This is a genomic window from Streptomyces sp. NPDC093544 (genome assembly GCF_040683495.1).
GTDB lineage: Bacteria > Actinomycetota > Actinomycetes > Streptomycetales > Streptomycetaceae > Streptomyces.
In genome coordinates this window covers 26,662-48,415 of the sequence record NZ_JBFBEA010000004.1, presented here as the reverse complement: position 1 = coordinate 48,415, position 21,754 = coordinate 26,662, and the positions used below count along the sequence as shown (strand labels likewise).

The following is a 21,754-nucleotide window of genomic DNA, read 5'->3' as shown; positions in this document are numbered from 1 at the left end:
TTTGACTTTTGACGGAAACGGAAGAGGCCCCCGATGGCGATCCGCGTGATGCTCGTCGACGACCAGGTGCTGCTGCGCACCGGTTTCCGGATGGTGCTTGACGCCCAGCCGGACATGGAGGTCGTGGCCGAGGCGGGCGACGGCGTCGAGGCCCTCCAGGTGCTGCGCGCGACCGAGGTCGACGTGGTGCTGATGGACGTACGCATGCCGAAGCTGGACGGTGTCGAGGCGACCCGGCGTATCTGCTCGGACCCCAATCCGCCGAAGGTGCTGATCCTCACCACCTTCGACCTCGACGAGTACGCCTTCTCGGGGCTGAAGGCAGGCGCCTCCGGCTTCATGCTCAAGGACGTGCCGCCCGGTGAACTCCTCACCGCCATCCGCTCCGTGCACAGCGGCGACGCCGTGGTCGCGCCCTCCACCACCCGGCGCCTGCTCGACCGGTTCGCGCCGCTGCTGCCGCACGCCGGCAAGGAGCCCCAGCACAAGGAGCTGGAGCGGCTCACCGGCCGCGAGCGCGAGGTCATGATCCTGGTCGCGCAGGGCCTCTCGAACGGGGAGATCGCGGCCCGCCTGGTGCTCTCCGAGGCGACCGTGAAGACGCACGTCGGGCGCATCCTGACGAAGCTGGGGCTGCGCGACCGGGTGCAGGTGGTCGTCCTGGCGTACGAGACGGGGCTGGTGCGGGCGGGCGGGCAGGGCTGACGGTGTGGACCACGGGGGGCGTGACCGGCGCGTGACCGGCGCCCACTAGGGTCTGCGCATGCTCCTGTGGATCAACGGCCCCTTCGGGGGCGGCAAGACACAGACCGCACACGAGATCCAGCGACGGCTGCCGGACAGCGTCGTCTGCGACCCGGAACACGCCGGATTCGGTCTGCACCGCATGCTGCCGCCCGAACTGCGGGGCGACTTCCGGGACTTGACGTCCTGGCGGCAGGGCGTGGTCGAGGTGCTCGACCTCGCCCTCAGCAAGCACGACGGTGTGGTCATCGCCCCCATGACGGTCACGAATCCCCGCTACTTCGAGGAGACCGTCGGGCAGCTGCGCGAACTGGGCCACGACGTACGCCACTTCGCGCTCCTCGCCGAACGCGAGACCGTACTGAAGCGGCTGCGCGAACGTGGCTTCGGACACCTCCTCGGTTACGTCGCCGGCAAGGCCGCCCCGCTGCGCCGCGAGACTTGGGCCGTGCAGCAGCTCGACCACTGCCTGGAGCGGCTGCGCGAGCCGGAGTTCGCCGAGCATCTGTGGACCGACAACACGACGGTCGCCAAGACGGCGGACCGGATCGCGGTACTGGCGGGCCTCACCCTCACACCGAACCGGGACGGGCTCGTGCGGGGGCGGCTGCGGCGGGCGTGGACGGGCGCGCGGCACATCCGGTTCGACTGAGGTACCCCGCGGCACATCCGGTTCGACTGAGGTACCCCGCGGCACATCCGGTTCGGCTGAGGTGCCCCCTGGAAGTTCTCGCTGGATACCCTCCAAAGGCCTGGATCCCCTTCAGAGGCAAGGCTCAGCGCAGGATCCCCTCCAGGAAGTCGCTTCCCAGCCGGGCCACGACGGTGACGTCCAGCTGGTGCAGCACATACCGGCCCCGGCGCCGCGTGGTGACCAGGCCCGCCTTCTTGAGCACGGCCAGGTGCCGGGATATCTCGGGGGCGCTCATCCCGTGCACCTGCGCCAGCTCGCCCGTGGTGTACGCGCTACGGGCCAGGTGGCGGCAGATCCGCATCCGGACCGGGTGGGACAACGCGGTCATCCGCAGGGTCAGCTGCTCGACCGAGGGCGGGGCGGCGAGCTCGGGAGAGCTGACCGGGTAGTGCAGCACCGGCTGCCAGCCGTATCGGTGCAGCACCATGAGATGAGGCCAGCCCAGGCTGGTGGGCACGAGCAGGAGGCCGCCGTCCGCGGTGACCGTACGGCCCTCGGCCAGCTTGTCGACGGTGATCCGCCCGGCCGTCTCGTCCAGCGCCGTCGCGGGGGACACCGAGGCCAGCGCCTCGCCCAGGCCCTTGTGCCGCAGCAACTCCGTCTTGTGCCGGGCGTCCGCCGCGAGCTGGTGGCGCAGGCGCGACCAGGCCTCGGCGAAGAAGGCATCGTCGCAGTCCTCCAGGAACCGCCTCAGCCAGGCCCGGACGCTCGGTGGATCGTCGAGCAGCCGTTTGGTGAACCGCGCCTGTTGCGGCCCGCGCGAGGCGGCGAGCTCCAGCGCGCGGCGGCGCAACTCCGGGTCGGAGAGCGCGGCGGGTCCGTGCGAGTCGTACGCCGGCACGCAGGTGAACTCCAGGGCCGCGTCCACGAACTGTTCGTCCGTCAGCTTGTCCAGCAGGTCCAGGTCCTCGGCGAGCGTCGCGCCCGGCAGCGTGGTCCTGCCCGGAATCCCGGCGGCGGGCAGGAACAGGTCCGAGAACGTCGTCCGCCACAGGAAGTCCGCCTCGCACATCCGGTCCGCGAGATCAGGCTGCAGCCGTGCGGTCACTCCCGTCGCCCAGCCCTGCAGGCCGGGGTGGTGCCCCGGCTCGGACAGGGCGTGCAGCGCCATCCCGAGCTCGGCCAGCGGTGACGGCACGACGGCGATGTCCTCCCGCCGCAGCCCGGTGATGTCGATGTGCACGCTCATGACCTCATGGTGCACCCCACCACTGACAACGCCGCCGTCGATTGACTGAGGCCGTCAATCGAGGCGACGTACGCCGTGAGCAGGCGCAGTCTGGGATCACCGGGGCATACCGCGCGGGGCCCACGGATCCCCTTCCCCGTCCCGAGAGGCGATCCGCCATGAGCGTCACCCAGCAGTACCTCCTCGACACCTACCGGGCGCGGCAGCACGGCGAGCCCGTCCCGCCGGCACCCGGCAGGCACGACTGGCAGGTCGTGCGCGAGCTGCGCGACCACCGGCGGTTCCGCGCGGTCCTGGCGGGCCGCCCGGCCCATGGGCGGGTACGGGAAACCCTGGGCCGGTGGCTGCACGCCGGTCGGTGACCGGCGGTCGTCAGCGGGGCAGCCGCTCCACGAAGTCCCGTACGGCCGCCTTGACGTCCTCAGCCGTCCACTCCAGGCCGGGCGCCGCCACCGTGATCTCGGTGTACGCCAGTCCCGGGCCGCTCCGCGCCCAGCCCTGCGCGAACAGGCCGGTCTTCGTCTCCTCGGTCTGCCGCAGCCCCGCGTCGCCGAGGACGTCGGGGTCGTACGGCAGCCAGATCTGGAACTGGTGGGTGTGCGGTTCCTCGGGGTGGACGCGTACCCAGGGGACACCGGCCTCCGTGAACCCATCACGCAGGGCGGCGGCGACCACGCGCGCGTGGGCCACGTATTCCGGCAGCCGGGGCAACTCCCGCTCCAGACCGATGAGCGCCGCCAGGACGGTCGGGAACTGCTGGAGGACCATGCCGCCGTACCGGTGCCGCCAGGTCTTCGCCTCGTCGATCAGCGTCTTCGGGCCCGCGATCGCCGCCCCGCCGAGCCCGTCGAGCGACTTGTAGAACGACACGTAGACGCTGTCCGCGAGGCTCGCGATCTCGTCCAGGGGGCGGCCGAAGTGGGCGGTGCACTCCCACAGCCGGGCCCCGTCGAAGTGCACCACCGCGTCACGTTCCCGCGCGGCCTCGACGGTTTCGGAAAGCTCCTCCCAGGACGGCAGCACGAAACCGGCCTCCCTGAGCGGCAGTTCGAGCATCAGCGTGCCGAAGGGCTCCGCGAAATCCTGTATCTCCTCGGCGGTCGGCAGCCGGGGCTCGTACGTCACATGCACCGGGCGTAGGCCGCTGACCTGGCTGAACGCATGCCGCTCATGCATCTCCGGGTGGCTCAGCTCATGCAGCGCGACGGTCGGGTTCCCGGTGCGGCCCGCCCAGCAGCGCAGGGCGATCTGCTGGGCCATGGTGCCGGTGGGGAAGAAGGCGGCGGCCTCCTTGCCGAGCAGGCCCGCGACCCGCTCCTCCAGGGTCTCGACGAGCCGGTCGCCGTACATGTCGACCGGCTGGTCGAGGTCGTACACGCCCTCGGCCCCGTCGTTCAGCCACGCCAGCCGGTCGCGGACCGTGCTCTGGTAGCTGGGGTGCCACAGCACCCGCCGAGCGGCCCGCCAGGCGGCGACACGGCGCTCGCGCTTCTGCTCAGCCGTCTCTTCCTCGGCCTGCTCAGCCGTCTCTTCCGCGGGTTGTTCCACCGGAACTGCGGCTTCTGCAGCCTTATCGCTCGCCGTATCGCTCATCCCCGGATGATGCCGCGAGCGAGGCCGTTGCGGCATCCCGATTTCCGTACCCTCGCGACCTGCGGAAACCCACAGCCTGTGGACAACGAAAACGCCCCTCGAACCAATCGCGTTAACATGACGAGAAATCGTCCGGTACATCGTCCGGTACCCCGAGCGGACTGGAACGGGAAGGCCGTCGTCGAGTGAGTACATTCCAACCGCCAGATCCCAGGGACCGCCCCGCGCGGCTCACCGTCGGCGTCGTCGGCGCCGGCCGGGTGGGCCCCACCCTGGCCGCCGCCCTCCAGCTCGCCGGGCACCGCCCGGTGGCCGTCTCCGGAGTCTCCGACGCCTCCGTACGGCGGGCCGCGCAGCTGCTGCCCGACGTGCCACTGGTGACCCCCGCGCAGGTCATGGCGCGGGCGGACCTGGTGCTGCTGACCGTCCCCGACGACGCCCTGCCGGGGCTCGTGGAAGGGCTCGTGGAGACCGGGGCCGTGCGGCCCGGGCAGCTGCTCGTGCACACCTCGGGGCGGTACGGCGCGCATGTGCTCGATCCGGCGCTCAGGGCCGGCGCGCTGCCGCTCGCACTGCACCCCGCGATGACGTTCACCGGCACCCCCGTGGACGTACAGCGGCTCGTCGGATGCTCCTTCGGGGTCACCGCGCCCGAGGAGCTGCGGCTGGCCGCCGAGGCCCTGGTGATCGAGATGGGCGGCGAGCCCGAGTGGATCGCCGAGGAGAGCCGGCCGCTCTACCACGCGGCCCTCGCGCTCGGCGCCAACCACCTGGTGACCCTGGTCGCCGAGTCCATGGAACTGTTGCGCGCCGCGGGCGTCGAAGCCCCCGACCGGATGCTGGGCCCGCTCCTTGGCGCCGCCCTGGACAACGCGCTGAGGTCGGGCGACGCGGCCCTCACCGGGCCCGTCGCGCGCGGCGACGCGGGCACGGTCGCCGCGCACGTCGCGGAGCTGCGCAAGCACGCCCCAGGGACCGTCCCCGGCTACCTGGCGATGGCCCGCGCGACCGCCGACCGCGCGCTCGCCCACGGGCTGCTCAAGCCGGAACTCGCCGAGGACCTGCTCGGGGTACTCGCCGACGGGGCGTCCCTGCCCGAGGACGGGGATGACCGATGAGCAGCCGCCGGTGGGGACTTCTGCGCGACGCCGAGGACCTGGAGGACGCGCGCGCACATCTCGCGGTGCCGGGACACACCGCCGTCGTTATGACGATGGGCGCCCTCCACGAGGGTCACGCCACCCTGATCCGGGCTGCTCGCGAGCACGTCGGCAGCAAGGGGTTCGTGATCGTCACCGTCTTCGTGAACCCCCTCCAGTTCGGCGAGGGCGAGGACCTCGACCGCTACCCGCGCACCCTCGACGCCGACCTCAAGATCTCCGAAGAGGCGGGCGCGGACGTCGTGCTCGCCCCCTCCGTGGACGAGGTCTACCCGGGTGGCGAACCCCAGGTCCGGGTCAGCGCGGGCCCCATGGGCGGGCTCCTCGAAGGAGCCACCCGCCCAGGGCACTTCGACGGCGTGCTCACCGTCGTCGCCAAGCTGCTGCACCTCACCCGGCCCGACGTGGCGCTGTACGGGCAGAAGGACGCCCAGCAACTGGCCCTGATCCGGCGCATGGCGCGCGACCTGAACTTCGGCGTGGAGATCGTCGGCGTGCCCACCGTGCGCGAGGAGGACGGGCTCGCCCTCTCCAGCCGCAACCGCTACCTCTCCCCCCAGGAGCGGCGCACCGCGCTCGCCCTCTCGGGGGCCCTGTTCGCGGGCCGCGACCGGCACGCCGCCCAGGAGGCCCTGCGCGCGCGTGCCCGTGAAGTGCCCGCCACGCACGCGCGTGCCGAGGCCCTCAGCGCGATCGGTGAGTCCCGCGCGGCAGCCGACGCGCACGCCGTCGCGAAGGCCGCCCCCGGCGTTCCCTCCGGTGTCCGCGCGGCGGCCCGCCTCGTCCTCGACGAGGCCGCCCGTATGCAGCCACCCCTGGTCCTGGACTACCTGGCCCTGGTCGACCCGTCCGACTTCACCGAGATCGACGAGGACTTCACCGGCGAGGCGGTCCTCGCCGTCGCCGCCCGGGTCGGGACGACCCGCCTGATCGACAACATCCCCCTCACCTTCGGAGCCGCCTCGTGACCGGCAAAGGCACAGGTACGGGTACCGGTAAGAGCACTGGTACCGGCATACGACTGCACGCGCCCGCCCCCGGCTGGGCCCTCACCGCCGACGTCGTGGTCGTCGGCTCCGGCGTCGCGGGCCTCACCACCGCCCTCCGCTGCGAGGCCGCCGGTCTGCGGACCGTCGTCGTCACCAAGGCCCGCCTGGACGACGGCTCCACCCGCTGGGCGCAGGGCGGCATCGCCGCGGCCCTCGGCGAGGGCGACACCCCGGAGCAGCACCTCGACGACACCCTGGTGGCAGGCGTGGGCCTGTGCGACGAGGAGGCCGTACGCATCCTCGTCACCGAGGGCCCCGACGCCGTACGCCGCCTCATCGAGACCGGCGCCCACTTCGACGAGTCCGCCGAGGGCGCCCTGGAACTGACCCGCGAGGGCGGCCACCACCGCCGCCGGATCGCGCATGCCGGCGGCGACGCGACCGGCGCCGAGATCTCCCGGGCGCTCGTCGAGGCCGTACGCGCGCGTGGCTTGCCTACCGTCGAGAACGCACTCGTCCTGGACCTCCTCACGGACGCCGAGGGCCGCACCGCGGGTGTGACCCTGCACGTCATGGGCGAGGGCCAGCACGACGGCGTGGGAGCCGTGCACGCCCCCGCCGTGGTCCTCGCGACCGGCGGCATCGGCCAGGTCTTCTCCGCCACGACCAACCCGTCGGTGTCGACGGGCGACGGCGTGGCACTGGCCCTGCGCGCGGGCGCCGAGGTCTCCGACCTCGAATTCGTGCAGTTCCACCCGACCGTGCTCTTCCTGGGCGCGGACGCCGAGGGCCAGCAGCCGCTCGTCTCCGAGGCGGTACGCGGCGAGGGCGCCCACCTGGTCGACGCGGACGGCGTGCGCTTCATGGTCGGACAGCACGAGCTCGCCGAGCTGGCGCCCCGGGACATCGTCGCCAAGGGCATCATGCGCCGCATGCAGGAGCAGGGCGCCGAGCACATGTTCCTCGACGCCCGGCACTTCGGCGCCGACATGTGGGAGCACCGCTTCCCGACGATCCTGGCCGCCTGCCGCGCCCACGGCATCGACCCGGTGACCGAGCCCGTCCCGGTCGCCCCGGCCGCCCACTACGCCTCCGGAGGCGTCCGCACGGACGCCCTGGGCCGCAGCACGGTGCCGGGCCTGTACGCGTGCGGCGAGGTCGCCTGCACCGGCGTGCACGGCGCCAACCGGCTGGCCTCCAACTCCCTCCTGGAGGGCCTGGTCTACGCGGAGCGCATCGCGGCGGACATCGCGACCCGGCACGGGGAGAACCGCCTCCACGCGCGCGTGCCCGAACCGGTCCCGCACCCCGAGAAGCCCGCGCACCCGCTGCTCGCCCCGGAGGCCAGGTTCGCGATCCAGCGGATCATGACGGACGGCGCCGGCGTGCTGCGATCGGCCGCCTCCCTCGCCACCGCCGCCGACCGCCTCCAGCGGCTGCATGCCGACGCCCGCGACGCCCTCGACGAGAACGGCAAGACCGCCGAGCCCGGCGTCGACACCTGGGAGGCCACCAACCTCCTGAGCGTGGCCCGGGTCCTGGTCACCGCCGCCCATCTCCGCGAGGAGACCCGCGGCTGTCACTGGCGCGAGGACCACGCCGACCGGGACGACACGGACTGGCGCCGCCACATCGTCGTACGGCTGAATCCCGACCGGACGCTCGCCGTACACACCACCGACACAGCAGACTTCCCCCCGACCCGGCAGAACCGCCAGGACCGTCAGTCCCGCCCCCAGGAGCAGTGACAGCAGTGAGCACCCCCGACCTTCCCCTCGTCCAGAGCGGCGGCTGCGGCGACGGCTGCGGCTGTGGCGCCGACGCGGACGAGACGTACCTGGAGTGCGGCCTCGACCCCGCGCTCGCGCAGCTCCTCGCCGAGGCGGGACTCGACTCCCTGGAGGTCGAGGACATCGCGAACGTGGCCATCCAGGAGGACCTCGACCACGGCGTGGACGTGACGACCGTCGCGACCATCCCTGAGGACGCCGTCTCCACCGCCGACTTCGTCGCCCGTGACGCGGGCGTCGTCGCGGGCCTGCGGGTGGCCGAGGCGGTCATCTCCGTGGTCTGCACGGACGAGTTCGCGGTCGAGCGGCATGTCGAGGACGGCGACCGGGTGGAGGCGGGCCAGAAGCTTTTGTCCGTCACCACGCTCACCCGTGACCTCCTGACGGCCGAGCGCAGCGCGCTGAACCTGCTGTGCCGCCTCTCCGGCATCGCGACCGCCACGCGCGCGTGGGCGGACGCTCTGGAGGGCACCGAGACCCGCGTGCGTGACACCCGCAAGACGACGCCGGGCCTGCGCTCCCTGGAGAAGTTCGCGGTGCGCTGCGGCGGCGGCGTCAACCACCGCATGTCCCTCTCGGACGCGGCGCTGGTCAAGGACAACCACGTGGTCGCCGCGGGCGGCGTGGCGCAGGCCTTCAAGGCCGTACGCGAGGCCTTCCCCGAAGTGCCGATCGAGGTCGAGGTCGACACCCTGCAACAGCTGCGCGAGGTCCTGGACTCGGGCGCCGACCTGATCCTTCTGGACAACTTCACGCCCGGCGAGTGCGAGGAGGCCGTCGCCCTCGTCGACGGCCGCGCACTCCTGGAGGCCTCGGGCCGCCTCACCCTCGGCAACGCCGAGGCGTATGCCAAGACCGGCGTCGATTTCCTGGCGGTGGGCGCTCTCACGCACTCCTCGCCGATCCTGGACATCGGCCTCGACCTGCGCGAGGCGTCGACGGACGAGGCGGCGTAGGACCCATGCTGCTCACGATCGACGTCGGCAACACGCACACCGTCCTCGGCCTCTTCGACGGGGAGGAGATCGTCGAGCACTGGCGCATCTCCACGGACGCCCGCCGCACCGCCGACGAGCTCGCCGTGCTCCTCCAGGGCCTGATGGGCATGCACCCGCTCCTTGGCGAGGAGCTCGGCGACGGCATCGACGGCATCGCCATCTGCTCCACGGTCCCGTCCGTGCTGCACGAGCTGCGCGAGGTGACGCGCCGCTACTACGGCGACGTGCCCGCCGTGCTGGTCGAACCCGGCATCAAGACCGGCGTCCCGATCCTGATGGACAACCCCAAGGAGGTCGGCGCCGACCGCATCATCAACGCGGTGGCGGCGGTCGAGCTCTACGGGGGGCCGGCGATCGTCGTGGACTTCGGTACGGCGACGACGTTCGACGCGGTGTCCGCGCGCGGCGAGTACGCGGGTGGTGTGATCGCTCCGGGCATCGAGATCTCCGTCGAGGCCCTCGGCGTCAAGGGCGCCCAGCTCCGCAAGATCGAGATCGCCCGGCCGCGGACCGTCATCGGCAAGAACACCGTCGAGGCCATGCAGTCGGGCATCATCTACGGGTTCGCCGGCCAGGTCGACGGTGTGGTCACGCGCATGGCCCGCGAGCTCGCCGACGACCCCGACGACGTCACCGTCATCGCCACGGGCGGCCTGGCGCCGATGGTTCTCGGCGAGGCGTCGGTCATCGACGAGCACGAGCCGTGGCTGACGCTGATCGGGCTGCGGTTGGTGTACGAGCGGAACGTGTCGCGTACGTAGCGCCTGCGGCTGAGCCGCTGCCGGGTTTTTCGCCCCCTCCGCCCCTACCCGTCCCTTGTCCCTGGGGGCTGCCGCCCCCAGACTCCCGCTGTCGGCCTGGACGGCCTCGTCCTCAAGCGCCGGACGGGCTGAAGGATCTCCCCCGGCCGGGGGTGAAGAGTGCCGCCCTCTCGGGTGGGTGGGGGATCGGGATGGCATCGGCTCGGCCTCGGACGCCGGACGGGCTGAAGGATCTCCCCTGGCCGGGGCTGAAGAGTGCCGCCCTCTCGGGTGGGCGAGGGATCGGGACGGCGCCGCCTCGTCCTCAAACGCCGGACGGGCTGGAGATGGCCCCGGGGAGGCGCGCCGCATTCGCGCCCTATGCGCGTTTTGTCTGATTAGCGCGTATCGTCGGCGCATGCCCACGCCATACGGATCCCGCGGCGGCATGGCGTTCGGTGCGGAGGAGCTGCGTGTGCTCCGTCGCGCTCTCGCCCTCGCCCTTCACCCCAGCCCCGTCTCGGCCGAGGACCTCCAGGACTGTCTCCGCCTCGCCGAGTCCGTCGACGAGGCGGCCCGCGAGGGGGCCAGGCTCCGGGCCTTCCTGGTGGCCGACCTCGCCCGCTACCGGGCTGCGCTGCCCGGCACCGCGGCCGGCTACCTCCTGCTCCTGGAAGAGGCGCTCGGCAACGGCTACCGCCCGAACCCCGACGACCTCGCCGCGCTCCGCGCCCTGCGCGGCAACCCCTCCGCCGCCACCCTCCTGGACCGCTGCCGGGTGCTCGCCGAGCAGGACGTACGCGCCCGCCTGGCCGGCCGCACCGTTCCGTCGTCCCGCACCCGCCTCCTCGCCCTCCCCGGCGGTCTGGCCTCCGACGAAGGGGTCAAGAAGCCCGTGGAAAAGCCGGCCGCACAGCCGCAGTCGCGGCCTCCCGTCAAGACACCGCGCCCGGAGCGCCCCATCCCCACCCCGGGCGAGGTCTTCCCCCCGAAGCGCAAGCCCGCACCGTCACCGACGAACCCCCCTCAACAGCTCGCTGCGGGCTAGCTACTCTGGAGGCATGGACTATGTCTCCGCGCTCGTGCCCCCGGTAGTGATGGCCGTGTTCTTCATCGGGCTGATCGTGACGATCGTGAAGAGCCAGGGCGGGGCCAACAAGGCCAAGGAGGACGCGTTTGTCGACGCCACCCTCGCGCGCGCGGAGAGCGCCCGGCAGGTCTCACGGGACACCGAGGACTGACAGGGACTGACGGAGACCGGCGAGGGCTGGGCACTCGGCCCTCCCGGGACACTCATCGGCGTACGACTCATACGTTTTTCGAGTCGTACGCCCTTTTTGTTGCTGATCTCCCACTATTGTTCTGAGCTGTGCCTCGCCCATTGGGAGAACTCGAAGACGCGGTCATGACGCGGGTGTGGAAGTGGAACCGCCCGGTGACCGTTCGAGAAGTCCTGGAAGACCTTCAGCAGGAACGGTCCATCGCCTACACCACGGTGATGACCGTTTTGGACAATCTCCATCAGAAGGGCTGGGTGCGCCGGGAAGCCGAAGGCCGTGCCTATCGATATGAGGCGGTCTCCACGCGTGCCGCCTACGCGGCCGCGCTCATGAACGAGGCCTGGTCACAGAGTGACAACCCGGCCGCCGCTCTCGTCGCGTTCTTCGGCATGATGAGCGAGGAACAGGGACATGCGCTGCGCGACGCCGTACGTATGGTCCAAGGGCCGGAAACGCCGGGGGCGGAGAACCCGCCCGGCGAGAACCCCGGCTCCGACCGCGACGACAGCGGGCGATAGCGTCCGCTCATGCCAGCAGAGCATCCCGCGGAGCTTCCGGCGAAGCTTCCGTCAGAGCGTCCCGAAGCCAGTGCAAAAGCCATCACCGTCCGGCGGGCCAGGACCAGCGATGTCGCCGCCGTGCGCCGACTCCTTGACGCGAACGTCCGAGAGCGCATCCTGCTCGACAAAGCGACGGTGACGCTTTACGAGGACATCCAGGAGTTCTGGGTCGCGGAACGGGGCGCCGGCTCGAGTTCTGAGGTCGTCGGCTGTGGTGCGCTGCATGTGATGTGGGAAGACCTCGCGGAAGTCCGCACTCTTGCCGTGAACCCCGCGGTCAAGGGCGTCGGCGTCGGTCATCAGTTGCTGGAGAAGTTGCTGCAGACCGCGCGCTGGCTCGGCGTTCGACGCGTTTTCTGTCTGACCTTCGAAGTCGACTTCTTCGCGAAGCACGGCTTCGTGGAGATCGGTGAGACACCCGTTGACACCGATGTCTACGCCGAGCTACTGCGTTCCTATGACGAGGGCGTGGCGGAGTTCCTCGGTCTCGAACGAGTGAAACCGAACACCTTGGGCAACAGCCGGATGCTTCTGCATCTGTGATCGCCCACAACTATTTCGGTTGAACGCCCTGCCCAGGTTCCCTATGTCCGAAACGCGCACGTTTCCGGTCTGCCGGTGTCCCATGAGTCTCCTCCAGGGGTTTGTGTTTTTCCAGCAAAAGCGGTTTGCTTTCCGACGTACTGCAGTACTGCATATAACAGGGGCCGTGAAACAGCGGCAGACGCTGTAGTCCCTCGGCTCTGAAGTTATCGATGAAAGGAAATCCGGTGGCACAGAAGGTTCAGGTCCTTCTTGTCGACGACCTCGACGGTGGCGAGGCGGACGAGACCGTCACGTTCGCGTTGGACGGCAAGACGTACGAAATCGATCTCACGACTGCCAATGCGGACAAGCTCCGTGGCCTTCTCGACGCCTACGTGAAGGGTGGCCGCCGTACCGGGGGTCGCGCTTCGGGTGCACGCGGAAAGGCGCGCGTCGCTTCCGGCGGCAGCCAGGACACCGCGCAGATCCGCGCGTGGGCGAAGGAGAACGGCTTCGAGGTCAATGACCGTGGCCGAGTTCCCGCGGCCATTCGTGAGGCCTACGAGAAGGCCAACGGCTGAGCGCACGCGCGCCGCAGCCGTACCCGGTGGCATTGCGTCGCCATCGTGTCGACGAGTCGTACGAGATCGGGGGCGCCCCCACCGCCCCCCACGGCCGCAAGTGCCGGCAGCGCCGACATCGTCGGCAGCGAGGACTCGACCTCGCACCCAGGCTCGGGGGGCCGCAGCCAGACAGCGGCCCCCTGTGGACTGGTCACCAGTGAACCGTCACCTGGTGAACCCGCCCCCTGTGAAGAACCCAGGCCCGACGGCGGTGAAACCCGCGGCATCCCCGGTAGCCGTGCGGCCCCCGGCATCCCCGGTGGCCGTGGTGCCTCGATGCTCCCGCCCGCGCCGATCGCCCCGAGGTCCAGCGTGAGGGCGCCCCACTCCAGCCAGTCGAGCAGCCCCGGCACCTCGTCCGCGCTCCCCGCGGCGACCAGGAACCGCATCCGCTCGCCACGTGCTCCGTGCCCGCTGTGAAGTGCCACCGGAGACCCCGGGCCCAGGTGCCGCAGCGCCGCGTATCCCGCCTCCGCCGGCACGTCCAGCACGTCGAAGCGCAGGCCGGTGACGAGCCGTAACGGGGCCCCGGGCACTGTCGCCCAGCCAAGTTCGTTCTCATACCACTGCCGCACCGGATCGCTCGGATTACTCGGATCGAGCGGTCGGCGGGGGTGGGGAACGGTGGGAATCATGCCAAGAGCAACAGCCGGAAAGGCTCCGGAGTTACGCTGGGTGTTCCGATGAATGCACAGAGTGCGGGAAATGGGGGCGTGCGGGGGTGATCGACGGCGCAAGGGTGTTCGCCCGTAGCGGAGGGAACCGGCGCGCGCGGCATGGAGTGTCAGTGCGTGCGGGTAAGACATCCCTAGTGGGAGGGCCGACACGCATGGCTCGGGCATCTCACGTTCGCCATCGGCGTACAGCGGGAGAGGGTATCTGCCTGGCCTGCGGGAACATCGTCTCGCACCATCAGGTTGGAGCAGATGTCGGCGTTCGGGGTCAGGAGGCCAAGGACGGTGTCGGCAGTTGGAATGAGCGGTCCCTGCTTGCGGGACTAAGCTGCGGAAGGACAGGGAGGGGAGCGTCCCCTTACTGCCTGACCGCTCTGAGGAGCGATTAACGATGTTCGAGAGGTTCACCGACCGCGCGCGGCGGGTTGTCGTCCTGGCTCAGGAAGAAGCCCGGATGCTCAACCACAACTACATCGGCACCGAGCACATCCTCCTGGGCCTGATCCATGAGGGTGAGGGTGTCGCCGCTAAGGCCCTGGAGAGCCTCGGGATTTCGCTCGAGGCGGTCCGCCAGCAGGTGGAGGAGATCATCGGGCAGGGTCAGCAGGCCCCGTCCGGGCACATTCCCTTCACCCCCCGTGCCAAGAAGGTCCTGGAGCTTTCGCTCCGCGAGGCTCTTCAGCTGGGCCACAACTACATCGGCACGGAGCACATCCTGCTCGGCCTGATCCGTGAGGGCGAGGGCGTCGCCGCCCAGGTCCTGGTCAAGCTGGGCGCAGACCTCAACCGGGTGCGGCAGCAGGTCATTCAGCTGCTCTCCGGCTACCAGGGCAAGGAGACCGCCGGCGCCAGTGGCGGTCCTGCCGAGGGCACTCCCTCGACGTCCCTGGTCCTCGACCAGTTCGGCCGGAATCTCACCCAGGCCGCTCGTGAGTCCAAGCTCGACCCGGTCATCGGGCGCGAGAAGGAGATCGAGCGGGTCATGCAGGTGCTGTCCCGTCGTACGAAGAACAACCCGGTCCTGATCGGTGAGCCCGGCGTCGGCAAGACCGCCGTCGTCGAGGGCCTCGCCCAGGCCATCGTCAAGGGCGAGGTGCCCGAGACCCTCAAGGACAAGCACCTCTACACCCTGGACCTCGGCGCACTGGTCGCCGGCTCCCGCTACCGCGGAGACTTCGAGGAGCGCCTCAAGAAGGTGCTCAAGGAGATCCGCACCCGCGGCGACATCATCCTGTTCATCGACGAGCTGCACACGCTGGTCGGTGCGGGTGCCGCCGAGGGCGCCATCGACGCGGCTTCGATCCTGAAGCCGATGCTGGCCCGTGGCGAGCTGCAGACCATCGGTGCGACGACTCTGGACGAGTACCGCAAGCACCTCGAGAAGGACGCGGCCCTCGAGCGCCGCTTCCAGCCGATCCAGGTGGCGGAGCCTTCCCTCCCTCACACGATCGAGATCCTCAAGGGCCTGCGGGACCGCTACGAGGCCCACCACCGCGTCTCCATCACGGACGAGGCTCTGGTGCAGGCCGCGACGCTCGCGGACCGCTACATCTCGGACCGCTTCCTCCCCGACAAGGCGATCGACCTGATCGACGAGGCCGGTTCCCGGATGCGCATCCGCCGGATGACCGCTCCGCCGGACCTCCGCGAGTTCGACGAGAAGATCGCGGGCGTGCGTCGCGACAAGGAGTCCGCGATCGATTCGCAGGACTTCGAGAAGGCCGCCTCCCTCCGCGACAAGGAGAAGCAGCTCCTGGCCGCCAAGGCCAAGCGGGAGAAGGAGTGGAAGGCCGGCGACATGGACGTCGTCGCCGAGGTCGACGGCGAGCTGATCGCCGAGGTGCTGGCCACGGCCACGGGTATCCCGGTCTTCAAGCTCACCGAGGAGGAGTCCTCGCGTCTGCTGCGCATGGAGGACGAGCTCCACAAGCGGGTCATCGGCCAGAAGGACGCCATCAAGGCGCTCTCGCAGGCGATCCGTCGTACGCGAGCGGGTCTCAAGGACCCGAAGCGTCCCGGTGGTTCGTTCATCTTCGCCGGCCCCTCGGGTGTCGGTAAGACCGAGCTGTCGAAGACCCTCGCGGAGTTCCTCTTCGGTGACGAGGACGCGCTGATCTCCCTCGACATGTCGGAGTTCAGCGAGAAGCACACGGTGTCGCGTCTCTTCGGTTCGCCCCCCGGTTACGTGGGCTACGAAGAGGGTGGCCAGCTGACGGAGAAGGTGCGTCGGAAGCCGTTCTCGGTGGTTCTCTTCGACGAGGTCGAAAAGGCTCACCCGGACATCTTCAACTCGCTTCTCCAGATCCTGGAGGACGGTCGTCTGACCGACTCCCAGGGCCGGGTCGTGGACTTCAAGAACACGGTCATCATCATGACGACCAACCTCGGCACCCGGGACATCTCCAAGGGCTTCAACCTCGGCTTCGCGGCAGTGGGTGACGTCAAGTCCAACTACGACCGGATGAAGGCCAAGGTCAACGAGGAGCTGAAGCAGCACTTCCGCCCCGAGTTCCTGAACCGTGTCGACGACACGGTGGTCTTCCACCAGCTCACCGAGGAAGACATCATCCAGATCGTCGACCTCATGGTCGCCAAGGTGGATGAGCGGCTGAAGGACCGGGACATGGGCCTTGAGCTCAGCCCGACCGCCAAGTCGCTCCTCGCGAAGAAGGGTTACGACCCCGTCATGGGCGCCCGGCCGCTGCGCCGGACGATCCAGCGCGAGATCGAGGACCTCCTCTCCGAGAAGATCCTCTTCGGCGAACTGCGCCCCGGCCAGATCGTGGTCGTCGACACGGAGGGCGAGGGTGACGCGAAGAAGTTCACCTTCCGCGGCGAGGAGAAGTCCGCGCTCCCCGACGTCCCGCCGATCGAGCAGGCCGCGGGTGGGGCCGCCGGTCCCAACCTGAGCAAGGAGGCGTAGGCGCTACGGCGCTCGCCTGAACGGAGGGGCTGGCCTGGGACTTCGGTTCTGGGGCAGCCCCTTTTCCATGTGGCGGCTGCGGTCAGATCACGCTGCCCATCTTTGTGACGGTGGGGGTGCACGGGAAGAGATCGAGGACGTCTTCCGGTACTTCGGCCGCTTCCGGGGTGAGGACGATCGTGACCCGACGCAGACCCGGAAAGAGGGCAGGGACTCGGGACAGGTCCTCGGTCCCCACGAGGCGGTCGGTGTCCGAGGCGTCGAGACGGGCTGCCGAGTGCCAGCGGCGGATGAACGCGGCCACGTCGTCGCGGCTCATGGGGGAGAGGGTGAGTTCGGTGAAGCCGTCGGGGGTGAGCCAGTCCTCGCGTACGGCCGACGGGCGTGACGTCACCAGCCACTGGTTGCCGGGATAGACGTCCAGCAGTTCGCGCAGCCAGCGGCGGGTTCGCTCGCGGTCGCGCTCGGGGATCTCGTCGATGCCGTCGATGAGGAGCAGTCCGCGCCCCGCGCCGAGCACGCGGTCGACCCAGCCGTCCGGCTGGGTGGCGTGGAAGGGGACGCCGACGGCGGAGAGGAAACCGTCGGGCGCCGGGAGTCCGTCGGAGCGGCGGACAAGCGTGCGCAGGGGCAGTACGAACGGGATCCGGTCGTCCCGCTCGCCTCGGGCCGCCGTCACGGCAAGCCACTGCACGAGCGTGGTCTTGCCGGAGCCGGCCACTCCGCGCAGCAGTACCAAGTCCTGTTCGGCGAGGGCCTGTTCGGCGGGGAGGTTGGAGACGGCGGGGGCGATGTGCGGGCCGTCCGCACTGTTCGCCTCGGTGTCCTGCGTGGTGTGTACGGCCTGGAGGCTCAGGTAGGCGGCGTCCAGGGGCCAGCGTTCGGGGGAGTTGACGAGGTCGATGCCGTAGATGGTGAGGCGGCTGTGCCGGGTGGCGACGTAGGCGAGATAGCGCTGTTCGAAGGCGAGGTCAGTGCCTCCGGGTAACGGCGTCCGGGCGATCAACTCATCGACCTTGGCGATGAGTTCGCTCTGCCTCCTGCTCTGCTCGACGAGCGTGCGGGCCACGAAGGCCGAGCGCTGCGTGAAGAAGTGCAGGATGTGCAGGCAGGCCGCGTCGAGGATCCGTTCGTAGAAGAGCGTCGCGTCGAAGGAGAGGTCCCGGTCGGGATTGCCGCTCGCGGCTCGCAGGCGCAGGGCGAGGGCCTCGTGGCCGAGTTCCACGGCCTGTACGTCGGTCATGGTGAGGTCGCCGAGGGCGTACAGGGTGCCGGCCAGGGCGTGTACGACGGCTTGCTCCTCGTCGGAGGGGAGCGGGCGTTCGCCGGTGCGGAGGGCTCTGGTGACCAACTCGGCTGAAAGTTTGGCCAGTTCCTTCTCTCCGAGGGTTCGCTTCTCGCCCTTGAAGGAGACGAACCCCGAGATCCGCACGGGCTTCTCGACCAGCCAGGCACCTGGGCCGTCCGTCACGAAGAGCTTCTTGACGAGCGGGGTGGCCACGCTTGAGGCGAGTCGGATGCCGACCGTTGTTGGTTCCATGGCGCTCCCCCGAGGGCATGGTGGGCGGTTGGTAGGCGCAGTTCAGCGACGGCTGCCGACTGCTGGAACATGTGCCGAATCAGGCATGCCTGAGCGTAGGCTCCGTCACATTTCCGTGGGCCAGGGTCGCGGTACCCGGTGACATGACGCACAGGCGATTTGTCCGTTACTAGGGCGCATAGTGGAGAGATGTATTTGGACAAAACGGACCTTTGGTCCAGGGGTCCGGTGGCGCTTCCGGCGCCTTGGGCGGGGGTGGGTGGGTGTGGCCATTCCCGTGGAGTGGGATCGTCCTAGGTGGAGTTAAACCCCCTTTTCGGGAAAAAATACGGAAGATTCACACCGGGATGGCGAGTCTGTCAAGAACCGGTAAGTTTCGGTCTCAAGTACGACCTTTCATCGTAGATCGCGTGTTTGGGCGTCTGTGGGTGTGGGGGTTACCAAGGGGTGGTCCATCCGGCGGGTGTCTCCGCGTCGGGTGGGCTTTCTGTCCCCGTCTCCGTGAGGTCCCCATGTCGAAGCGCGTCACGTCCCGTCACTCCCGTACGTCCCTGATCCGCACGCGGGCGGCCGTCCTGGCCGTCGGTCTCGGCGCCTCGGTCGTGCTCGGTGCCGGGGTCGCGGCTGCCGCCACAAGCAGCGGAACCGTCACCGCGGCGAGCGTCACGAAGGCGAAGGCGGCCACGAAGGCGAAGGTGGCCACGAAGGCGAAGGTGGCCACGAAGGCCGCGACGAAGGCCGCCTGGGTCGACCCGGTGAAGAAGTACACGCTGTCCGCCGGCTTCGCCCAGGCCGGCGCCATGTGGACGTCCACCCACTCCGGGCAGGACTTCGCCGTGGCCAGCGGGACCCAGGTCGTCGCCGCGCACGGCGGTACCGTCGTCAAGGCCGGTGCGAATGGCGCCGGTGACGGGTCCGCGTACGGCAATGCCATCGTCATCAAGCACGGCAACGGCACCTACTCGCAGTACGCCCACCTGTCGAAGGTCAACGTGAAGGTCGGCCAGGTCGTCGCCACGGGTCAGCGCATCGCGTTGTCCGGCAACACCGGCAACTCCAGCGGACCCCACCTGCACTTCGAGATCCGTACGACCGCCAACTACGGGTCCGCCGTCGACCCCGTCGCCTTCCTGCGCTCCAAGGGCGTGACTGTCTGAAAAGGCCCCCGGGGAGAGCTGCTCATGAAGCGGCAGCGCCCCCGTGCGCCTGCGTCACCAGATCGATCGCGACCTCCAGGACCGCCTTGCGCTTGGCCTCGGGGTCGCCTTCGATCTCCTTGAGGACGAACATCCCGGCGTGCATCGTGAAGAGCGCGCTGATGCAGCGGACCTGGTCAGTCAGCGGTGCCTCGGGCTCCTTGATGATTTCGAGCATGCTGATCATGCGGTCCTTGAAGGTCTCGCCGATGCTCAGCTCCCGTACCGTCGCCTGGTTCTCCTGCATGAAGCGGAAGAGCGGGGCGGCGCCGCCGAGGGCTTCGCTGTAGCGGCGCAGGACCTCCTGCTTGGTCTCCAGGGTGCGTGGCTGCTGCCCGGCCCACTCGATCAGCTCGTCGAGCGGTCGCGTCAGGTCCTGGAAGAGGCTGATGAGGATCTCTTCCTTGGTCTTGAAGTGGTAGTAGAGGGCGGCCTTCGTGACGTCGAGGTGCTCGGCGATCTCGCGCAGCGAGGTCTTCTCATAGCCCTGCTCGGAGAAGAGTTCGAGGGCCACGTCCTGGATGCGCTGGCGGGTGTCCCCGCGGCGCTGTCGCTTGGTGCCGTCCATGGTGCCGCCCATTCTCCTGGTCCTCGCGCGCCCTTGGAAACTTATCCGTCGCCCGGCTGGTAAAGCCCGGATAAACTTACTTGACGACCGGCTAGTTGGCGGTCTAATTTCCCTAGTGTAGTCAACACTTGCCGGTCGGCAAGTAAGTAGCCGGGGACGGCAGCTGTACCTAGGGGAGTGGGAACGATGGCGGACAACACCGGAGTGGTGGCAGAGCCCGAGAAACAGCCACGCAGTGTGCGCGTGGTCCTGTTCGCGCTGATGGTCGCGATGATGCTGGCGATGCTCGACAACATGATCGTGGGCACCGCGATGCCGACGATCGTGGGCGAGCTGGGAGGACTTGAACACCTGTCGTGGGTGGTGACGGCGTACACCCTCGCGACCGCGGCCTCCACCCCCATCTGGGGCAAGCTCGGCGACATGTACGGGCGCAAGGGCGCCTTCATGACCTCGATCGTGATCTTCCTGATCGGGTCCGCGCTGAGCGGTATGGCCCAGGACATGGGGCAGTTGATCGGGTTCCGCGCGATTCAGGGGCTCGGCGCCGGTGGTCTGATGGTCGGCGTCATGGCGATCATCGGGGACCTCATTCCGCCGCGTGAGCGTGGCAAGTACCAGGGCATGATGGCCGGCGTGATGGCGCTCGCCATGATCGCCGGACCGCTAGTCGGCGGCACCATCACCGACCACTGGGGCTGGCGCTGGTCCTTCTACATCAACCTGCCGCTCGGCGTCGTCGCACTCATCGCGATCAGCGCCGTACTGCACCTGCCGAAGAAGCGGGTGGAGGGACGGATCGACTATCTGGGCGCCGGGCTGCTGACCGTGGGCATCACGTCCATCGTGCTCGTCACCACCTGGGGCGGCAGCGAGTACCCCTGGGGCTCGGCGCGGATCATGGAGCTCATCGCCATCGGCGTCGTCGCGCTCGTCGGGTTCGTCTTCGTGCAGACCAAGGCCGTCGCGCCGGTCGTACCGCTGCACATCTTCCGCAGCCGCAACTTCACCCTCATGTCGATCATCGCCTTCATCACCGGTTTCGTGATGTTCGGTGCGACGCTCTTCCTTCCGCTGTACCAGCAGGCGGTGCAGGGCGCGTCCGCGACCAACTCCGGGCTGCTGCTCCTGCCGATGCTCGGCGCGATGCTCGTCACCTCGATGGTGGCCGGGCGGGTCACCACCAACACCGGCCGCTACAAGGTCTTTCCGCTCGTCGGCGGTGCGCTCATGACGGTCGGGCTGTTCCTGCTCTCGCAGATGGACACCGAGACGACCCGGCTGACGTCCGGGGTGTACATGGCCGTGGTCGGCGCCGGCATGGGCTGCCTGATGCAGATCACCATGCTGGTCGCGCAGAACAGCGTCGAGATGAAGGACATGGGTGTGGCGTCCTCGACGAGCACCCTCGCCCGTACGCTCGGCTCCTCCTTCGGTGTCGCGATCATGGGTGCGCTGTTCAATCAGCGGGTGACGGACGCGATGGTCGAGCGGGGCGGGGCGCTCGGGTCGCAGGTGACTGAGCAGTCCGCGCAGCTCGACGCGGCGAGCCTGGCGAAGCTGCCGCCGCCGGTACGGGAGGCGTATCAGTACGCGGTGTCCTCCGGGACGCACTCCGCGTTCCTGCTGGGGGCGGTGGTGGCTGTGGTCGCGCTGGTGGCCGCGCTGTTCGTGAAGGAGGTTCCGCTGAAGGGGGCGGGGGCGCCGAAGTCGGCCGAGGAGGATGCGGCTGGGGACGCCGCGGGGGCGAAGCTGACGGTTGCGGAGACCGTCTGAGTCGCGTCCACTTCACCTTGGTCCGACGACCCCCGGCGTTGTCCGCCCCGGGGGTCTTCGGTTGTACGTGTACGGGGCTGGGGCGTGAGTTTTTTCGCCCCCTCCGCCCCTACCCGTCCCTTGCTCCTGGGGGCTGCCGCCCCCAGACTCCCGCTGTCGGCCTGGACGGCCTCGTCCTCAAGCGCCGGACGG

The 21,754-nt window shown here is 69.5% G+C and carries 20 protein-coding genes and 1 pseudogene; 16 read left to right on the top strand and 5 right to left on the bottom strand.

The annotated features are described in order from the left end of the window. Positions 1 to 33: 33 nt before the first annotated feature. A complete protein-coding gene (locus tag AB0N66_RS06425; protein ID WP_365429598.1) occupies positions 34 to 705 on the top strand; it encodes a response regulator transcription factor in 672 nt (223 codons plus the stop codon). A 58-nt stretch (positions 706 to 763) separates the two neighbouring features. Beyond that, positions 764 to 1,396 (top strand): AAA family ATPase, encoded by a 633-nt coding sequence (locus AB0N66_RS06420; RefSeq protein WP_365429596.1) that lies wholly within the window; start codon positions 764 to 766, stop codon positions 1,394 to 1,396. Positions 1,397 to 1,520: 124 nt separating this feature from the next. Here the strand turns inward: AB0N66_RS06420 and AB0N66_RS06415 are convergent, their stop codons facing one another. After that, complete coding sequence (locus AB0N66_RS06415; protein ID WP_365429594.1) at positions 1,521 to 2,627, bottom strand: DUF5937 family protein; 1,107 nt, start codon at positions 2,625 to 2,627, stop codon at positions 1,521 to 1,523. Positions 2,628 to 2,785: 158 nt separating this feature from the next. On the opposite strand from AB0N66_RS06415, the gene AB0N66_RS06410 reads away from it, so the two are divergent. Beyond that, on the top strand, positions 2,786 to 2,989 hold the full coding sequence (locus tag AB0N66_RS06410; RefSeq protein WP_365429592.1) for a hypothetical protein: 204 nt from the start codon (positions 2,786 to 2,788) through the stop codon (positions 2,987 to 2,989). 10 nt (positions 2,990 to 2,999) lie between these two features. Here the strand turns inward: AB0N66_RS06410 and AB0N66_RS06405 are convergent, their stop codons facing one another. Then, on the bottom strand, positions 3,000 to 4,220 hold the full coding sequence (locus AB0N66_RS06405; RefSeq protein WP_365429591.1) for a beta-eliminating lyase-related protein: 1,221 nt from the start codon (positions 4,218 to 4,220) through the stop codon (positions 3,000 to 3,002). Between the two features lie 185 nt (positions 4,221 to 4,405). Between AB0N66_RS06405 and AB0N66_RS06400 the strand changes: the two genes are divergently transcribed. The 10 genes from AB0N66_RS06400 to AB0N66_RS06355 all read left to right on the top strand — a co-directional run bounded on the left by AB0N66_RS06400 (position 4,406) and on the right by AB0N66_RS06355 (position 12,843). Beyond that, positions 4,406 to 5,338 (top strand): DUF2520 domain-containing protein, encoded by a 933-nt coding sequence (locus AB0N66_RS06400; protein ID WP_365429589.1) that lies wholly within the window; start codon positions 4,406 to 4,408, stop codon positions 5,336 to 5,338. Next, positions 5,335 to 6,348 carry a pantoate--beta-alanine ligase gene (panC, locus tag AB0N66_RS06395; RefSeq protein ID WP_365429587.1) on the top strand — a complete coding sequence of 338 codons (1,014 nt, stop codon included), beginning with the start codon at positions 5,335 to 5,337 and terminating at the stop codon, positions 6,346 to 6,348. The genes AB0N66_RS06400 and panC overlap by 4 nt, the downstream gene beginning before the upstream one ends. Continuing rightward, on the top strand, positions 6,345 to 8,117 hold the full coding sequence (locus AB0N66_RS06390; protein ID WP_365429585.1) for an L-aspartate oxidase: 1,773 nt from the start codon (positions 6,345 to 6,347) through the stop codon (positions 8,115 to 8,117). Before panC ends, AB0N66_RS06390 begins: the two co-directional genes overlap by 4 nt. Positions 8,118 to 8,122: 5 nt before the next feature. Beyond that, positions 8,123 to 9,115, top strand: coding sequence for a carboxylating nicotinate-nucleotide diphosphorylase (nadC, locus tag AB0N66_RS06385; RefSeq protein ID WP_365429583.1), 993 nt, complete (start codon positions 8,123 to 8,125; stop codon positions 9,113 to 9,115). A 5-nt stretch (positions 9,116 to 9,120) separates the two neighbouring features. Further along, a complete protein-coding gene (locus AB0N66_RS06380; RefSeq protein WP_365429581.1) occupies positions 9,121 to 9,918 on the top strand; it encodes a type III pantothenate kinase in 798 nt (265 codons plus the stop codon). Between the two features lie 427 nt (positions 9,919 to 10,345). After that, positions 10,346 to 10,945, top strand: a complete 600-nt coding sequence (locus tag AB0N66_RS06375; RefSeq protein WP_365430220.1) for a hypothetical protein — start codon at positions 10,346 to 10,348, stop codon at positions 10,943 to 10,945. A 13-nt stretch (positions 10,946 to 10,958) separates the two neighbouring features. Beyond that, positions 10,959 to 11,138 (top strand): hypothetical protein, encoded by a 180-nt coding sequence (locus AB0N66_RS06370; protein WP_365429579.1) that lies wholly within the window; start codon positions 10,959 to 10,961, stop codon positions 11,136 to 11,138. Positions 11,139 to 11,266: 128 nt separating this feature from the next. Further along, a complete protein-coding gene (locus tag AB0N66_RS06365; protein WP_365429577.1) occupies positions 11,267 to 11,695 on the top strand; it encodes a BlaI/MecI/CopY family transcriptional regulator in 429 nt (142 codons plus the stop codon). 9 nt (positions 11,696 to 11,704) lie between these two features. Beyond that, positions 11,705 to 12,280: an amino-acid N-acetyltransferase gene (locus tag AB0N66_RS06360; RefSeq protein ID WP_365429575.1), complete on the top strand. Its 576-nt coding sequence runs from the start codon at positions 11,705 to 11,707 to the stop codon at positions 12,278 to 12,280. A gap of 227 nt (positions 12,281 to 12,507) precedes the next feature. Beyond that, a complete protein-coding gene (locus AB0N66_RS06355; RefSeq protein ID WP_365429573.1) occupies positions 12,508 to 12,843 on the top strand; it encodes an Lsr2 family protein in 336 nt (111 codons plus the stop codon). Here AB0N66_RS06355 and AB0N66_RS06350 read toward each other — a convergent pair. Beyond that, positions 12,822 to 13,520, bottom strand: a complete 699-nt coding sequence (locus AB0N66_RS06350) for an SCO3374 family protein (RefSeq protein ID WP_365429571.1) — start codon at positions 13,518 to 13,520, stop codon at positions 12,822 to 12,824. The genes AB0N66_RS06355 and AB0N66_RS06350 overlap by 22 nt on opposite strands. Before the next feature lie 430 nt (positions 13,521 to 13,950). On the opposite strand from AB0N66_RS06350, the gene AB0N66_RS06345 reads away from it, so the two are divergent. Further along, a complete protein-coding gene (locus AB0N66_RS06345) occupies positions 13,951 to 16,482 on the top strand; it encodes an ATP-dependent Clp protease ATP-binding subunit (RefSeq protein ID WP_365429568.1) in 2,532 nt (843 codons plus the stop codon). 238 nt (positions 16,483 to 16,720) lie between these two features. Here AB0N66_RS06345 and AB0N66_RS06340 read toward each other — a convergent pair. Further along, a pseudogene (locus AB0N66_RS06340) lies at positions 16,721 to 18,022 on the bottom strand (NACHT domain-containing protein); the annotation flags it as partial. 512 nt (positions 18,023 to 18,534) lie between these two features. On the opposite strand from AB0N66_RS06340, the gene AB0N66_RS06335 reads away from it, so the two are divergent. Beyond that, the gene (locus tag AB0N66_RS06335; RefSeq protein WP_365429565.1) at positions 18,535 to 19,179 is read left to right on the top strand and encodes a M23 family metallopeptidase; all 645 of its coding nucleotides are present in this window, start codon (positions 18,535 to 18,537) and stop codon (positions 19,177 to 19,179) included. 22 nt (positions 19,180 to 19,201) lie between these two features. On the opposite strand, the gene AB0N66_RS06330 is transcribed toward AB0N66_RS06335, so the two are convergent. After that, the gene (locus AB0N66_RS06330; protein ID WP_365429562.1) at positions 19,202 to 19,798 is read right to left on the bottom strand and encodes a TetR/AcrR family transcriptional regulator; all 597 of its coding nucleotides are present in this window, start codon (positions 19,796 to 19,798) and stop codon (positions 19,202 to 19,204) included. 174 nt (positions 19,799 to 19,972) lie between these two features. On the opposite strand from AB0N66_RS06330, the gene AB0N66_RS06325 reads away from it, so the two are divergent. After that, positions 19,973 to 21,562: an MDR family MFS transporter gene (locus AB0N66_RS06325; RefSeq protein WP_365429559.1), complete on the top strand. Its 1,590-nt coding sequence runs from the start codon at positions 19,973 to 19,975 to the stop codon at positions 21,560 to 21,562. Positions 21,563 to 21,754: the final 192 nt, after the last annotated feature.

Excerpts from the sequence above, each read along its gene's own strand:
- AB0N66_RS06360 (WP_365429575.1), top strand. The coding sequence starts at position 11,705 with ATGCCAGCAGAGCATCCCGCGGAGCTTCCGGCGAAGCTTCCGTCAGAG.
- AB0N66_RS06380 (WP_365429581.1), top strand. The coding sequence starts at position 9,121 with ATGCTGCTCACGATCGACGTCGGCAACACGCACACCGTCCTCGGCCTC.
- AB0N66_RS06410 (WP_365429592.1), top strand. The coding sequence starts at position 2,786 with ATGAGCGTCACCCAGCAGTACCTCCTCGACACCTACCGGGCGCGGCAG.
- AB0N66_RS06375 (WP_365430220.1), top strand. The coding sequence starts at position 10,346 with ATGGCGTTCGGTGCGGAGGAGCTGCGTGTGCTCCGTCGCGCTCTCGCC.
- AB0N66_RS06345 (WP_365429568.1), top strand. The coding sequence starts at position 13,951 with ATGTTCGAGAGGTTCACCGACCGCGCGCGGCGGGTTGTCGTCCTGGCT.
- AB0N66_RS06335 (WP_365429565.1), top strand. The coding sequence starts at position 18,535 with ATGTCGAAGCGCGTCACGTCCCGTCACTCCCGTACGTCCCTGATCCGC.
- AB0N66_RS06350 (WP_365429571.1), bottom strand. The coding sequence starts at position 13,520 with ATGATTCCCACCGTTCCCCACCCCCGCCGACCGCTCGATCCGAGTAAT.
- AB0N66_RS06370 (WP_365429579.1), top strand. The coding sequence starts at position 10,959 with ATGGACTATGTCTCCGCGCTCGTGCCCCCGGTAGTGATGGCCGTGTTC.
- panC (WP_365429587.1), top strand. The coding sequence starts at position 5,335 with ATGAGCAGCCGCCGGTGGGGACTTCTGCGCGACGCCGAGGACCTGGAG.
- AB0N66_RS06415 (WP_365429594.1), bottom strand. The coding sequence starts at position 2,627 with ATGAGCGTGCACATCGACATCACCGGGCTGCGGCGGGAGGACATCGCC.
- AB0N66_RS06325 (WP_365429559.1), top strand. The coding sequence starts at position 19,973 with ATGGCGGACAACACCGGAGTGGTGGCAGAGCCCGAGAAACAGCCACGC.
- AB0N66_RS06330 (WP_365429562.1), bottom strand. The coding sequence starts at position 19,798 with ATGGGCGGCACCATGGACGGCACCAAGCGACAGCGCCGCGGGGACACC.
- AB0N66_RS06425 (WP_365429598.1), top strand. The coding sequence starts at position 34 with ATGGCGATCCGCGTGATGCTCGTCGACGACCAGGTGCTGCTGCGCACC.
- AB0N66_RS06405 (WP_365429591.1), bottom strand. The coding sequence starts at position 4,220 with ATGAGCGATACGGCGAGCGATAAGGCTGCAGAAGCCGCAGTTCCGGTG.
- AB0N66_RS06420 (WP_365429596.1), top strand. The coding sequence starts at position 764 with ATGCTCCTGTGGATCAACGGCCCCTTCGGGGGCGGCAAGACACAGACC.